Source organism: Vibrio frigidus, from assembly GCF_042465995.1.
GTDB lineage: Bacteria > Pseudomonadota > Gammaproteobacteria > Enterobacterales > Vibrionaceae > Vibrio.
Genome location: NZ_JBCDMC010000001.1, coordinates 557,450 through 570,438, shown reverse-complemented (window position 1 = coordinate 570,438; position 12,989 = coordinate 557,450). Strand labels below are relative to the sequence as shown.

The window sequence follows — 12,989 nt, the reverse complement described above, 5'->3', positions numbered from 1 at the left end:
TAGCCGAATGTCTTTATCTGCATCGTAAAGCATCCTGTAATCCAATAGTTCCATTTAGTGCGACTATATCTTCTTCAAAATTGAGAAAATTGCGGTAAACGTCAATATTTAAGCTATTTTAAATATATAGTATGTATCTATTACTCCAATAAGATATCAACAAAAACAATAGGCTATTTATGAAAGGAATCTCTTTATTACCGCTTGCGTTAATATCCCTGCCCTTCTTCGCATTAGCAGATGAAGCACCTTCTGACTCTTCAGCTCAGCACCAATTAGGCGTTCGTGGTGGGTGGGTTACCCAACAACCAGAATACGAAGGCCTAGGTGAAGCAGATGATCGAACCACTGGCCACGTCTATGGCGTTGACTACACTTTTTTAAAACCCTTTGGCGACTCCAGACAGTTCAAATGGGGTGTGAACGGCGGAGTAGATAAAATATCTAACACCGTTTATTTTGGTGGTAGCAATAGTGGCGTAGACGTAGATTATTACTCCACTCGCGCCGCTGGTGTTTTCGCCTATGGCATCACTCAGCAAATAGACGTGTACGGCAAATTAGGGTTGAGCTACAACTACGGTGATTTTGGTCCTAAGCAAATCAACGGTGTGGGAATATTCGAAGCCGTTGGTTTTAGTTATCAATCATCTAATGGTGCATTTTCTGCCATAGAAGGTCAGATCGACACCTTTAACGATGATCTGTACGAAGCGCCATTCAGCTTGTCGCTCATTCTTCGTGCTGGGTTCACCTTTTAACACGATTCTTTTTTGTATTAACGAAAACGGCCATCCTAGGATGGCCGTTTTTTTATTTTGTTATTTTTATTCTAACTATTGTGAAATAAATCCTATTCTTTAAAGGTCTTGTAATGGTAATCACTTATTTTTAATAGGAAAGAAATGACAGATTGGCTCACGCAAGGATTGGCTGTATCGGGAAACCTTACCGTTTTAGAGATCGCTGTCTCCATTATATTGCTCTCTTACCTGTTAGAAGATCTCGCCATCATCACCGCTGCACTATTGGCTGCTGACCAGTCCGTCTCTCCTGCTATTGCTTTAATCGCTATTTTTATCGGTATCGCGACCGGAGATATGGCTTTGTATGGCGCCGGTGTGCTGGCCGCGAAATGGCGGGGGTTGAGATATCGCTTATTAAAAAACAGAGGGATGCGTATTGTCAGATCACGGCTCAAACACCGCCCTCTTTTAAACATTGCCATTATTCGCTTTATCCCCGGACTAAGAACGATAGGCTTCACTTTAAGCGGTTTGTTTGGCATCAAGTTTTATCATTTTATGGGCGCGGTATTATTAGCCACTGCCATTTGGACCGCATTCATATTCTTCTGTATCTACCAACTTGGTTCAATCAGTTGGCTAAGTGACAGTCAGTGGAAATGGGTTATCGCACCATGTGCCTTCGTCGTTTTATGGTTAATCAATCGAACATCAAGAAAAAGAATGAATACTCACGGGAAAGGAGCCTCCATTTGAGCCCACTCAATCAGCCAGAACCAACTGGTCAAATAAAACAGGACAACGTTCTCCCTCTGAACAAAGGACAGTCTATAGAGTCTCGGCTAGGTATGCCGGAAATGGACAAATCTGGTCCGGCCGTTTCTCGATATGAATTTTGGCCAACGTGGTTTTTCTATACACCCGTTGTTATTCAAAGCTTATGGCATAGCCTTAAATATCGAAGCGTTGGTTTGCCATTGATCGCCAACCCATCCATCTGGTTAAGCGGGATGGTAGGTGAATCGAAGAAAGATATCCTTAACCTAGCAGGTAAAGAAGCAAAGCAATGGATTCTACCTTTCTGTACCCTTAGGAAAAACAATCAATCTATCGCCATTCAGATACAAGATGCACTTGATGCAATGGAATCCGAAAAATTGACGTTTCCGGTCGTCGCCAAACCAGATAAAGGTTGCCGAGGGGCTGGTGTCAGGTTAGTTCACAATAAAAAACAGTTGGTTGACTATATTCAACGCTTCCCAACAGGTGCTGATTATCTGTTACAAAAAAAATCTGATTATGATGCTGAAGTCGGTGTTTTCTATATGCGTTACCCTGGCGAAACCAAAGGTCAGGTTTTCTCAATTACGTTAAAATACGCACCCTATATAGAAGGCGATGGTATAAAAACGTTACAGCAACTGATTCATGACGATCCAAGAGCAGGACAGTTGGCAGAAATCTACGAAGAGAGGCATCAGCAGAAACTCGATTGGGTTCTACCTAAAGGCTTAGAGTTCAGACTGGCGTTTGCAGGCAGCCATAGCCGCGGCAGTATCTTCAAAAACGGTAATCAATTTATTACACCTGCACTAACTGAGCAATTGGATGCGATATTCGACGACTTCGATGGTTTTCACTACGGGCGGCTGGATATCAAATTTAAAAACATCGAAAGCTTAATGGCAGGAGAAGAACTACAGATCATTGAGATCAATGGTGCAAGTAGCGAAGCCACACATATTTGGGACAGTAAAACGACATTGTCAGAGATATTCTCAACCCTACTCTTCCAATACCGTTCTCTTTACAAAATCGGGTATTTACAGAAAAAAGCCGGCCATAAACCGCCCAAACTGAGTGCTTTGTTTCAAGCCTTAAAAGAAGAAAATGAACTTATTAAACAATACCCATCAACGGATTAAGCAGGCCGTAATATGAATAATACATCTATTTGCCCATCTATTATTGGCAGTTTAGAAGCAGTAGAACAGAGCTTGGCTTTATGTGCACTACTTGATAATAACAGTTACACATTTAAAGCAACGCCATATGTACAGAGTTCGATAGGTGAACACCTAAGGCATATTTTGGATATGTTTTATGCACTCGTTAATCAGCCCGATATTGGTGTTGTCGATTACGATCACCGCCGTCGTGGGGCCCCTGTCGAAACAGACCTTCTTGTGGGCATTTCGGAACTGCAAGAGATTAAAGCATGGTTAAATGCATTAAGAACCGATCAACTTGATGCCCCAATTACCATCCTGTCAGAAGCGACTATCTCTACTCAAAAAGTGTGTGAAATGGCCTCTTCATTGAGGCGAGAGTTACTGTTTGTCTCTAGTCATACCATCCATCATTTAGCCATAATAAAAGTGATTACAACGCACTGTGACATAGAAACTAACGAGCATTTAGGCTACGCTCCTGCTACGGCGACATATTTAAGAGGACAAGCTTAATGTGCACGGCATCGTGGCTTCTTGATAAAACGGGTTACCAAGTGTTCTTCAACAGAGATGAACAAATAGGTCGAGCGAAAGCGCGGCCACCATCTCAAGTTAAAAGTGAATCTGACGTCAATTTTTTGATGCCAGTGGACCCTGTTGGACAAGGCAGTTGGATCGCAACCAATGAACTTGGCCTGACGCTATGTCTTCTGAATTTTTATCAGGGAGACATCCCTGAAGGTGAGTTAATTAGCCGTGGACAGTTAGTCCGGTCTTTTGCTCATTTTTCCAGCGCAGAATCATTAACCTCTGATTTCACTAAACTAAACCTAAGCCAATATGCACCATTCACCTTGGTTATATTTGACGCACAGTTAAATTCAGATCAAGGCCACGTAAAAGCGCTTCAATGGGATGGCAAGACACTAGTCGATACGTTGCCATTACCTCCTCTCATTTCCAGCGCCGTTGATGCCGATAATGTACGAACCTCTCGTAGACAACTTTTCACCCGCTTCAATGCCAATGACGAGAGCACGGCATCTAGGCTCGCTTTCCACCATAGTCACGAGCCCAATAAAGGCCGCCTTTCACCCTGTATGCATAGAGATGATGCCCACACGGTCAGTTTCACCCATGTAATAGTAAACAAAGACGAAATAACCGTTAACTATCAAGATGGCTCACCCTGCATGCAAGCGCCCTATCACAAAAGTGCGTTAACTAAACTCGATACTAAACAAAAAGAAAAATTTGCTTAATTTATGTGAAAGATTTCCGCGTCCTTATCTGTCTACTCTGTTAACTGCGAATAATTATCAAAGGACGTCACAATGAGAAAATGGTTATCGAGTATTTTAATACTGATTGCAAGCGTGTTGTTCACTCTACCAACACAAGCTGAAGAGCCAGTATATACAGGATTCTTTAGCAACAAAGCTTTAGATGGTTACGATACCGTCGCCTATTTCTCACACAACAGAGCGATGAAGGGCAAAAGCCAGTTCAAACTAGAATACATGGGTGCTGATTGGTATTTTTCTAGCAAAGGCAATATGGATAAGTTTAGAGCACACCCTTCAAAGTACGCTCCACAATATGGTGGCTACTGTGCGTGGGCAATAGCAGAAAAAAATGATTTTGCCTCTGGTGATCCAGAACAATGGACGATAGTCGATGGCAAGCTATATATAAACTACAATCGAGATATTCAAAATAAATGGCTTAAAGATGTACCGAAATTTATCGCTCAAGGGAATAAAAATTGGCCTATGTTATTCAAGAAAAATAACATTAATAATGAATAATACTCTTTGTTTTGGTGACGGAAATAATCAGGCGGATAGCCTGATTATTTTATCTTCTAAACTCAATTAACTGTTTAAACGCAATTTTTGTCGATTCAAAAGCGAAATTATTAAGATCTACATCCATAATCGCAATCCAATTGATCTCTGCCACATCATCTTGCGGTGTCATAGTGGGTTTTTCATCAAGCTTTACCACAAAAAATGTGTCACACGTTTTATACGTGATTTCTTTATATGGATAGGTATTAGGGTTAGAGCTAACGTATGTCGCATCGCCTAAATCAAGTTCAAGATCAAGTTCTTCATGAAGCTCCCGTAGAATCGCCTGTTCTAACGTTTCATCAGGATCAACAAATCCACCGGGAAAATCCCACATGCCTAAACCTGGGTTCCTTGCCCGAGTCACGATAAGTACCTCATCTTTGCAACAAATTGCGACCATCACTGCCGTCGCTACATTCTGAAACAGAGAGAATGAACATTCACTACATGTGTAAAGCTTTGTAGGCACATATTGAATGATCAGTGATTTTGAACCACATTTAGGGCAAAACTGCATGTTATGAATCCTTTGACGATTTATCGCCAGCTCAGTACTCTGACTTCGTTACCTTCCGTTGGTTTTTCGGGTACGTTCAGCGCAAGTAATAGCGACACAATCGCCATGCCCGCTCCCAATAGAAAAACCGCCGCCGGTGAAACAAGCCAAATAACACCAAAAGTAACGGGAATAACCACTGCTGCGATGTGATTTATAGTGAAGGCGACCCCAGCTGTTGACGCCATATCCGCTGGGTCAGCAATCTTTTGAAAATAAGTACTAATGGCTAAGGCCAAGGCAAAAAATAGATGATCGACGACATAAAGAGCGGCGCCCCACTCTGCTGTTTCCACAAAGGCGTAGCCGAGAAAAACGGCGATCAAACCAATATATTCGAACGCGAGCGCCTTTCGTTCTCCAACTCGGCCAATCAGTCGCCCAATTTTTCTGGCAAATAACCAGTTGAACGCGTAGTTAATGAGAAAGAGTAAGGTAATATCCGCTGCAGAATATCCAAATTTTTCTACCATCAAAAATCCGGCGAATACCGTAAATATTTGTCGCCTCGCGCCACTCATAAAGGTCAGAGCGTAATAAAGCCAATATCGCTTTCTCAAGACAAGCTTTTTATTCTGTTGGGTATGGGTTTCAAAGGCTGGAAAGGCGAATGCAAGCACCAACGCGATCATAAAAGCGACGCTACCAGCGATAAGATAGACCCAAATGTAATCTAGCTTTAACTGTTCTAGCGCCAACCAAAGTGCTGCGTAGGTAAAAAGTGAAGCAAAGGCGCTAACAGAGATAAGCTTACCTAACACCTCTGGTGCTTCTGCCTTCGTTAACCATTGTAAAGAGAGTGACTGCTTCAATGTTTCAAAGTAATGGAACCCAATAGACATCATTAACGTTGTAAACAGTAACCCGCCAAGAGATGGAAAAAACCCCGTTGCAGCAGTGCCTAGTCCACACATTGCCAACGCAATAATCATGAATTTCTGTTCACGGATAAATAGAAGAACAAACACGACGGTAAAGGCTAAAAACCCTGGGATTTCTCGAACACTTTGAAGAAGACCAATATCGGCACCATCAAAATTTGCACGTTCCACCACAAAATTATTCAACAATGCCTGCCAACTCGAAAAGGCGATAGTGATAACAATAGAGGTAAGTATTAAAAAATTCTGTGGGTTTTGCCAAGCCCGATGGTTAAATGTCTGCACTGATTATCCTTAGTGGTGCTAATGCGCATATTATTTAAATCTAAGATGCGATTGATCAAATCGTAAACTTAGTTTTCTATAGAATGGAACATCCTATGACAATAATGCGCGGATGTCGTGCATTGATGACACGCGATATTCAACATCTATATCAGCATGGATTTGATGGGGATCATATAGGACGACATTCATTCCAGCCGCTTGAGCCGCTTGGATCCCGACAGGGCTATCTTCTACGACTAGACAGTTTTTTGGTTTATAACCCATTTGTCTTGCAGTATGCAAAAATATATCCGGCTGAGGCTTCCAAATCTCAATATCATAACAACTAAAAATATTGTTATTAAAAAATGTCTTCAGGCCAGTTATTGTCAAAGCCTGATCAATTTTCGCTCTAGGGGCAGAGGAGGCAACACATATCGGTAACTGAACATTCTCAAGCAGTTCTTTAACCCCTTCGTTTGCCTTCAATGACTCCGAAAATAATGCTTTCACCTTTTCTCGATAATTTACCTCAAAATGTTCGGGCAACGTCATTGAGTGTTGGGCTTCTATTGTGGCAAGAATGTCATTAAATTTAACGCCACGGAACCTATCAACCAAATCTTGAGCGGCAATGACTACACCTAATTCCGCAAGTTTATATTCTAGGGCTTGATTGCACAAAAGCTCGCTATCAACAAGCGTCCCGTCACAATCAAATATCACTAATTCAATCACAATTGATTCTCTTTATGTAAAGCATAAATGGCGTGATCCACAAGGCGACCACCAAGGTATTCCTGTTGCGTGATTATGCCTTCAAGGGTCATTCCCAATCGTTCGCAAATTGCTCGGCTTGGTTTATTTCCGGTCGCGGCAGAAATCTGTACCTTCTGCATATCAAGTTCTACAAACGCTATTTCTATAAGAGCTGTGCATACACGCGCCATGATCCCTTTACCTTGATAAGGTTCGGCAAGCCAATAACCTATCTCTACTTTTTTCAGATGATGGGCAATGGAGTTAAAGCTCGCATTTCCGACCAATTCATTCCGATAAAAAATACCGCAAACCATGGATTTACCATCGGCATAATCATGCAAAGAACGCTGAACAAATTCTTCAAAATCGAGCTTACTTTTACAATGAGGTGGCCAAGCAAGCCATTCTTCAAGGTATTCAAAATTATCTTTGGCCAATTCGGCGTATCGCGGGGCAAATGATTTGTGTACTAACGCAAGCTTTACTTCACTGTCAATTTCTCTATAAAACACCGAAACTCTCTCCACTATTCATTGGTCAACCTTTTGGTCATATTGTATCCGGTTACGTTGAATGCCAACTTTTGATACAATTTTTGGGCACGCTCATTATTCGTCGCCACTCTTAGATTAAGAAACTCAATTCCGTTTTCAATTAAGCGAGTCTCTAATTCCGACAACACCTGTGTTCCAATACCGCAATCTCGGAAGTCCTTGAACACATAGAAGTCATAAATAAAGGCCGCTTTATCTGACGGCATCATTTTGTACCACAGATATCCAACTAATTGGGCAGCTGACTCAACACCAAACTCAATACAGTACATTTCATGATCGCTGGCTTCCACACCATCAGGAAAACATTCTTTTAGTTTATGATCCGCAACATCCGATGCCTTACTCAACGTGTAGCCATAATTCTCCGCCAAGTCTCTCCCATACGCCAGCATTGAGTACTGTCGATAGGCCAAAAACTCATCATCTCGCATTTTTCTGAGTTTTATCATGGTGCACCTTCTTAATTCACAATAGTTAGATATTATTAAGACAATAGCTCGAATGGATTTAAACTCAAGTCAAACTATGATAAACGGAAGTAAAATCGACAATTAGAGCTTGGTTAGCCTAGCAATACCTGAGACAATCCCAAACACAATTTAAAATACAGGTTTTCTATGAAACTTTTAGTGCGCAACCTTGCTCGCAATACCACAGAACAAGAAATTCGTATCCTATTCTCTGCGTTTGGTACAGTAAAGCAGTGCAACTTAGTGTTAGATCAAGAGACAGGGCTGTCAAAAGGATTTGCATTTGTTGAAATGCCAGAAAAAAGCGAAGGAATCGCAGCAATTACCGGCCTAAATCAGACCGAGGTTGCGAATAACAAGATAAGAGTGAAGTCAGCTAACCAGTAAATTTTGAACTGTTGAGGGTTAACTGCCAAATAGGTAAATGACCGAAATTTACATACTACCGCTAGCAACTTTTACATACACCATGGCAAATAGCCCGGCAAAGACAACAATTGTCACAAGTAGTTTGAGCCAGAGAAATTTCATACCGCACTCCTTCTTAATGTATAAATAAATTAGTTGTATAACGTTAACACTCAACGCGTAAATAAAAGCCCCATTGATCTATTATCAATAGGGCTTTTATTCTAGCATTTTTGATCACGTGCAATTCGAGATGGTTATAACATACCCAACAATTTTTCTGCCGCGGACTCTGAGCTCGCCGGGTTTTGACCCGTTACGATAAGTCCGTCTTGGACTACAAACGAAGTCCAGTCACTTACTTTTTGATATTCTGCACCGCGGTTTTTCAGCTCATCTTCCAGTAAAAATGGAACGACATCTGTAAGCTGAACGGCTTCTTCTTCTGTGTTACTAAATCCTGTAACCGCTTTTGCTTTCACCACATATTCGCCTTCAGAATCCTTTGCATTAAGCAGAACCGCTGTTGCGTGGCAAACCGCTGCTACAGGCTTATTGTTTGCTAAGAAGGATTCCACTAACTTCACAGAGTTGGCGTCGTCAACCAAATCCCATAACGGGCCGTGACCGCCTGGATAGAATACCGCATCGAAATTTGACTCATTCATATCTTCAAGTTTCAGCGTATTCGCAAGACGCTGCTGTCCCGCTTGGTCTTCGTCGAAACGTTTTGTTGCCGCCGTCTGAAAATCCTCTAATTCACTACTAGGGTCAATCGGTGGTTGTCCGCCCGCTGGTGATGCCAAAGTAATCTCAATTCCCGCATCTAAAAACGCATAGTAAGGTGAAGCAAACTCCTCTACCCAAAAACCTGTTTTTTTACCTGTATTGCCAAGATCTGCGTGCGAAGTAAGTACCATCAGTATTTTTTTTGCTGTTGTGTTTGTCATGATTACTTTCTCTTATTTTGTTTGTTGGATGACCCTATCGGATATAACACCACTATATAACCGCTAAGATACTTAGACAATGAGGCTTTTATGCACTACATTAGTTCAATTATTAGTACAATAGGCTAATGCCAATATGAACGTATCGATTGAACAGCTTAAAAGCATGGTCGTGTTTACCCATATTGTAGAACAAGGTAGCTTTAGTGCCGCCGCAAAGAAAGTTGAACTGTCTAGAACGGTGGTGAGTTACCACATGAAAAAATTAGAAGACAACTTGGGCGTGAAGCTTCTCAACCGTTCCACGCGAAGTATATCGCTTACTGAGGCAGGGAAAGCGTATTACGAAAGCTGCAGAGTCATCACTGAGCAAGCGCAGTTTGCACAGCAGAAGATGGATAATTTTAAGAACGAACCACAAGGGCTGATTAAGATTACCTGCCCTGTTAACGTGGGATTACAATTAATCGTCCCTGCACTGAACGAATTTAAAGAACAATTTCCAAAGATAGACTTAGATGTCATGTTATCTGACGATGTCATTAATATTATTCAAGAAGGCATCGATCTTGCGATTCGAGGCGCGCCTCTACCGGATTCAGGATTACAAGCCATTAAATTATCGACGCTCCCCACTTGTTTGTGTGCCTCCCCAGACTACTTTAATCGATATGGTCGTCCAAAAAGTCCAACTGAACTTGATGGTCATACATGGGTTGTCTATAAGCAAACATCGACAACCTTAGAGATAACGAAAGGCTCTCGTTCATTTCGAGTCAAAGCAGCAGGAAGTATTTCTACCAACAACGCAGCGGCAAGAACGGCATTTGTAGAAGGTGGGCATGGTCTGGGTCGAATTCCACTCTACGATGTCGCACCAAGGCTTAAACTAGGAAAATTGGAAACGATATTAGACGATTATAGCCTTGCACCGATCAATGTATATGGGGTCTTTCCTCCTGGCGCTTCGGAATCCAAAAAACTTCGGGTTCTACTCGATTTTCTCAAATCTTATTTTACCACCAGAGACACAAGAGAAAGGCGCAGCCTATCTTGAGGTTCTCAGATATTCCTACAATGTTAAAAAAATAACAAGAGCGCTATCTACATCAATGAACACAATGAAAAGCAGCGATATTCTGGTTGTCGTTTTCAACCAACAAAGAAAAGTATGATGAATAAATCCTGTGGTAACTGTAGACAGTTTTTGAGATCAACAGGCAAGCCTGTTGATCTGTGTGGAGCGTGGGGTAACCCTACCACCGCAGATAGAGCCGCATGCGATTTCTGGATGAAGTTAGTCAAGAAAAAATCGGATGAAGAACCAACAAAAATTGATTACTAATCAAGCATTGTATTACCCAACACTGCACTATTCACAATCTAAATAAAAAGCAGTACTCAATTCTTATTAAAAATGATTATACTTACGTCATATCAGAAAGTTAGGTTAGCCCCCAGTTAAAATAGGTTTCGACTCATAAATGCATAATGAAATCAAAATTTCAGAACTCAAAATAGGCATGTATGTCGTTGAAATTACAGAACAAAAAAGTAATTTCCGCTTAAGTAATGCGAGTTGGATTAGAAACCAATCTGCTCTTGAACAACTTCAGAAATCTGGAGTGACCAAGGTGTTGGTTGATCCAGCAAAACGAAAATACCCCAAGTCTACTAACCCGCTAAAATCAGCCCAAAGTAAGAGCGCGTTTGAGCATTTAGAAAAAACGCAAGAAATCCTTAATGAATCCAAAGAGGTACAGCGGAAGGTCTTTGAAAACATCCAAAATGGGCTGCAAATTGATATAGACGAAGTAAAAAAAACGACTCGTAACTATATTAATACTTTGTTCGAAAACCCTAATGCTATCGGTTGCTTGCAAAACATAAGAGACAAAGATCACTACCTATTAGAACACTCTATAGGTGTCGCTACTCTGACTGCCATGTTCGCTCGATACTTAAAACTAGATGAAGAGGTCATTCAGCATATGGCTATCGGCGCAATATTACATGATATTGGTAAAGTTGATATTCCTGACCGAATTCTCTATAAACCCTCTCGCCTTACTACGGCAGAGTTTGATGTGATGAAATCCCACGTTACCGAATCGATTAAAAGGCTTAGGCAAACGTCTGGTGTCTCTAAGCTCTCATTGAATACTGCCGCTCTGCACCACGAAAAATTAAATGGTAGTGGCTACCCAATGGGTTTAGAAGAGAGTGACATCCCTATTAACGGCCGAATCATCGCGATTTGTGACGTATTTGATGCACTAACAGCAACCCGTTGTTATAAACAGAGCTTCACCCATACCAAGGCATTTGAAATTATTCGAAGAATGGCTGCCGAAGGAGAATTAGACGAAATATTGGTAAAAAGATTTATCGACTGCGTTGGTTCTTATCCTGCTGGATCCGTTGTTGAGCTTAGCTCTGACAAGCTGGCCATTGTCGATAACAGAAACATTCAAGATACAACTAAGCCTCGCGTATACTCTTTTTATGACCTGACGACACGGCAATACTGTGATGTGAGTTATATCGATTTGGAAACCATCGAAAACGTTCAGATTGTGAAATGCATCAAAGCTGAACAATATGGGCTGAATATGGGTGATTCGGTCGACTATATCTCTAAAAATCGCTCGAAATCAGTCTAGCGAATGTCCATTGCCTTCATTCCATTATCCAAAAAGGCACCTGTTGCGCTTGAAGGAAAGATTTAGCTTCTTTACCATGAAGCATCGCTATGGTGCTAATTAATCCAGCCTGAATACAATTGCTACCGGCAACCGTGACCTGCGAAGGAGCGTGCTCTATTGGCCAACCTGTTTTAGGACTGACTATATGGCTATATCGGACACCATTTTTCAGAAGATATCGGTTTGCATCACCACTGGTTGCAAGGCCGCCCTGCACAAGATTAATTGATTTTTGGCTGTCATCACCGATTGGCCGTTCAAAACCAATAAGCCAAGGTTTATTCGAAGATTTGGGCTGGCTGATAGCTAGGTCACCACCGAAATTAACCAATACCGACGTATTTGTCGCCATCTCTATCATTTGATTAGCGACTTTGTCAACGGCGTACTCTTTTCCGATACCACCAAAATCCACCTCCATTCCTATTGGGATACAGACGTGATTTTCATCAAACTCGACCTTATTCCAGCCGATAAATGGCAATAACTGCTCTATTTGTTCTTTTGATGGGATTTGATCACCTCCGTTAAACGTCCACACTTTCCTCAATACACCAGAGGTAATGTCGAACATCCCATCGCTTATTTGAAAACATGTGTCGGCAAACTGGAGCAATCGAAATGTTTCTCCATCTATCGCGACCGGTTCACCGTTACTACGGTTAATCTGATAACAGAGATTATCTTTTCTATAACGGCTGAATTTAGATTCGATGCCCTGAGTAATCTCTGCAGCACAGTTAAGTAACTGCTGTGCTAGTCTCTTCTCACACGGTTCTACCAGTATCTCGCAGAGACTCGCCATGGCAGGAAAAACCCCCTGCCAGTGGTCAACTTTCCAATTCAACGTTAACGGCTTATCAACCATACTTTTCCTTGGTC

The 12,989-nt window shown here is 41.6% G+C and carries 17 protein-coding genes; 10 read left to right on the top strand and 7 right to left on the bottom strand.

From position 1 onward, the window contains the following. The first annotated feature begins 179 nt into the window (after positions 1-179). The 6 genes from AACW90_RS02535 to AACW90_RS02510 all read left to right on the top strand — a co-directional run bounded on the left by AACW90_RS02535 (position 180) and on the right by AACW90_RS02510 (position 4,506). Positions 180-761: an outer membrane beta-barrel protein gene (locus AACW90_RS02535; protein ID WP_390230308.1), complete on the top strand. Its 582-nt coding sequence runs from the start codon at positions 180-182 to the stop codon at positions 759-761. 144 nt (positions 762-905) lie between these two features. After that, the gene (locus AACW90_RS02530) at positions 906-1,502 is read left to right on the top strand and encodes a DedA family protein (RefSeq protein ID WP_390230305.1); all 597 of its coding nucleotides are present in this window, start codon (positions 906-908) and stop codon (positions 1,500-1,502) included. A gap of 92 nt (positions 1,503-1,594) precedes the next feature. Further along, positions 1,595-2,671 (top strand): ATP-grasp domain-containing protein, encoded by a 1,077-nt coding sequence (locus AACW90_RS02525; RefSeq protein WP_390230843.1) that lies wholly within the window; start codon positions 1,595-1,597, stop codon positions 2,669-2,671. Positions 2,672-2,683: 12 nt separating this feature from the next. After that, complete coding sequence (locus AACW90_RS02520; RefSeq protein ID WP_390230302.1) at positions 2,684-3,211, top strand: DinB family protein; 528 nt, start codon at positions 2,684-2,686, stop codon at positions 3,209-3,211. After that, a complete protein-coding gene (locus tag AACW90_RS02515) occupies positions 3,211-3,960 on the top strand; it encodes an NRDE family protein (protein ID WP_390230299.1) in 750 nt (249 codons plus the stop codon). Before AACW90_RS02520 ends, AACW90_RS02515 begins: the two co-directional genes overlap by 1 nt. Positions 3,961-4,032: 72 nt before the next feature. Beyond that, positions 4,033-4,506, top strand: coding sequence for a YHS domain-containing (seleno)protein (locus AACW90_RS02510; RefSeq protein WP_390230296.1), 474 nt, complete (start codon positions 4,033-4,035; stop codon positions 4,504-4,506). 49 nt (positions 4,507-4,555) lie between these two features. On the opposite strand, the gene AACW90_RS02505 is transcribed toward AACW90_RS02510, so the two are convergent. From AACW90_RS02505 to AACW90_RS02485, 5 genes are all read right to left on the bottom strand, one after another. Beyond that, the gene (locus AACW90_RS02505) at positions 4,556-5,068 is read right to left on the bottom strand and encodes an NUDIX hydrolase (protein ID WP_390230293.1); all 513 of its coding nucleotides are present in this window, start codon (positions 5,066-5,068) and stop codon (positions 4,556-4,558) included. Positions 5,069-5,088: 20 nt separating this feature from the next. Next, complete coding sequence (locus AACW90_RS02500) at positions 5,089-6,273, bottom strand: MFS transporter (RefSeq protein WP_390230290.1); 1,185 nt, start codon at positions 6,271-6,273, stop codon at positions 5,089-5,091. Positions 6,274-6,366: 93 nt separating this feature from the next. Next, on the bottom strand, positions 6,367-6,993 hold the full coding sequence (locus AACW90_RS02495; protein ID WP_390230288.1) for an HAD-IA family hydrolase: 627 nt from the start codon (positions 6,991-6,993) through the stop codon (positions 6,367-6,369). After that, on the bottom strand, positions 6,990-7,529 hold the full coding sequence (locus AACW90_RS02490; protein WP_390230285.1) for a GNAT family N-acetyltransferase: 540 nt from the start codon (positions 7,527-7,529) through the stop codon (positions 6,990-6,992). The genes AACW90_RS02495 and AACW90_RS02490 overlap by 4 nt, the downstream gene beginning before the upstream one ends. A gap of 14 nt (positions 7,530-7,543) precedes the next feature. Then, positions 7,544-8,023 (bottom strand): GNAT family N-acetyltransferase, encoded by a 480-nt coding sequence (locus AACW90_RS02485; protein WP_390230282.1) that lies wholly within the window; start codon positions 8,021-8,023, stop codon positions 7,544-7,546. A 168-nt stretch (positions 8,024-8,191) separates the two neighbouring features. On the opposite strand from AACW90_RS02485, the gene AACW90_RS02480 reads away from it, so the two are divergent. Continuing rightward, positions 8,192-8,431 carry an RNA recognition motif domain-containing protein gene (locus tag AACW90_RS02480; protein ID WP_390230279.1) on the top strand — a complete coding sequence of 80 codons (240 nt, stop codon included), beginning with the start codon at positions 8,192-8,194 and terminating at the stop codon, positions 8,429-8,431. 278 nt (positions 8,432-8,709) lie between these two features. Here the strand turns inward: AACW90_RS02480 and AACW90_RS02475 are convergent, their stop codons facing one another. Then, a complete protein-coding gene (locus tag AACW90_RS02475; protein ID WP_390230276.1) occupies positions 8,710-9,402 on the bottom strand; it encodes a type 1 glutamine amidotransferase domain-containing protein in 693 nt (230 codons plus the stop codon). A 136-nt stretch (positions 9,403-9,538) separates the two neighbouring features. On the opposite strand from AACW90_RS02475, the gene AACW90_RS02470 reads away from it, so the two are divergent. From AACW90_RS02470 to AACW90_RS02460, 3 genes are all read left to right on the top strand, one after another. Continuing rightward, a complete protein-coding gene (locus AACW90_RS02470) occupies positions 9,539-10,459 on the top strand; it encodes a LysR family transcriptional regulator (protein WP_390230273.1) in 921 nt (306 codons plus the stop codon). 114 nt (positions 10,460-10,573) lie between these two features. Beyond that, positions 10,574-10,747 carry a hypothetical protein gene (locus tag AACW90_RS02465; protein ID WP_390230270.1) on the top strand — a complete coding sequence of 58 codons (174 nt, stop codon included), beginning with the start codon at positions 10,574-10,576 and terminating at the stop codon, positions 10,745-10,747. 139 nt (positions 10,748-10,886) lie between these two features. Further along, on the top strand, positions 10,887-12,065 hold the full coding sequence (locus AACW90_RS02460) for a cyclic di-GMP phosphodiesterase (RefSeq protein WP_390230268.1): 1,179 nt from the start codon (positions 10,887-10,889) through the stop codon (positions 12,063-12,065). Between the two features lie 16 nt (positions 12,066-12,081). Here AACW90_RS02460 and AACW90_RS02455 read toward each other — a convergent pair whose 3' ends face one another. Further along, complete coding sequence (locus AACW90_RS02455) at positions 12,082-12,975, bottom strand: FAD:protein FMN transferase (protein WP_390230265.1); 894 nt, start codon at positions 12,973-12,975, stop codon at positions 12,082-12,084. Positions 12,976-12,989: the final 14 nt, after the last annotated feature.

Coding starts and splice junctions, on each gene's coding strand:
- AACW90_RS02460 (WP_390230268.1), top strand. CDS start 10,887: ATGCATAATGAAATCAAAATTTCAGAACTCAAAATAGGCATGTATGTC.
- AACW90_RS02480 (WP_390230279.1), top strand. CDS start 8,192: ATGAAACTTTTAGTGCGCAACCTTGCTCGCAATACCACAGAACAAGAA.
- AACW90_RS02535 (WP_390230308.1), top strand. CDS start 180: ATGAAAGGAATCTCTTTATTACCGCTTGCGTTAATATCCCTGCCCTTC.
- AACW90_RS02455 (WP_390230265.1), bottom strand. CDS start 12,975: ATGGTTGATAAGCCGTTAACGTTGAATTGGAAAGTTGACCACTGGCAG.
- AACW90_RS02485 (WP_390230282.1), bottom strand. CDS start 8,023: ATGATAAAACTCAGAAAAATGCGAGATGATGAGTTTTTGGCCTATCGA.
- AACW90_RS02475 (WP_390230276.1), bottom strand. CDS start 9,402: ATGACAAACACAACAGCAAAAAAAATACTGATGGTACTTACTTCGCAC.
- AACW90_RS02530 (WP_390230305.1), top strand. CDS start 906: ATGACAGATTGGCTCACGCAAGGATTGGCTGTATCGGGAAACCTTACC.
- AACW90_RS02525 (WP_390230843.1), top strand. CDS start 1,595: ATGCCGGAAATGGACAAATCTGGTCCGGCCGTTTCTCGATATGAATTT.
- AACW90_RS02515 (WP_390230299.1), top strand. CDS start 3,211: ATGTGCACGGCATCGTGGCTTCTTGATAAAACGGGTTACCAAGTGTTC.
- AACW90_RS02470 (WP_390230273.1), top strand. CDS start 9,539: ATGAACGTATCGATTGAACAGCTTAAAAGCATGGTCGTGTTTACCCAT.
- AACW90_RS02465 (WP_390230270.1), top strand. CDS start 10,574: ATGATGAATAAATCCTGTGGTAACTGTAGACAGTTTTTGAGATCAACA.
- AACW90_RS02505 (WP_390230293.1), bottom strand. CDS start 5,068: ATGCAGTTTTGCCCTAAATGTGGTTCAAAATCACTGATCATTCAATAT.
- AACW90_RS02510 (WP_390230296.1), top strand. CDS start 4,033: ATGAGAAAATGGTTATCGAGTATTTTAATACTGATTGCAAGCGTGTTG.
- AACW90_RS02520 (WP_390230302.1), top strand. CDS start 2,684: ATGAATAATACATCTATTTGCCCATCTATTATTGGCAGTTTAGAAGCA.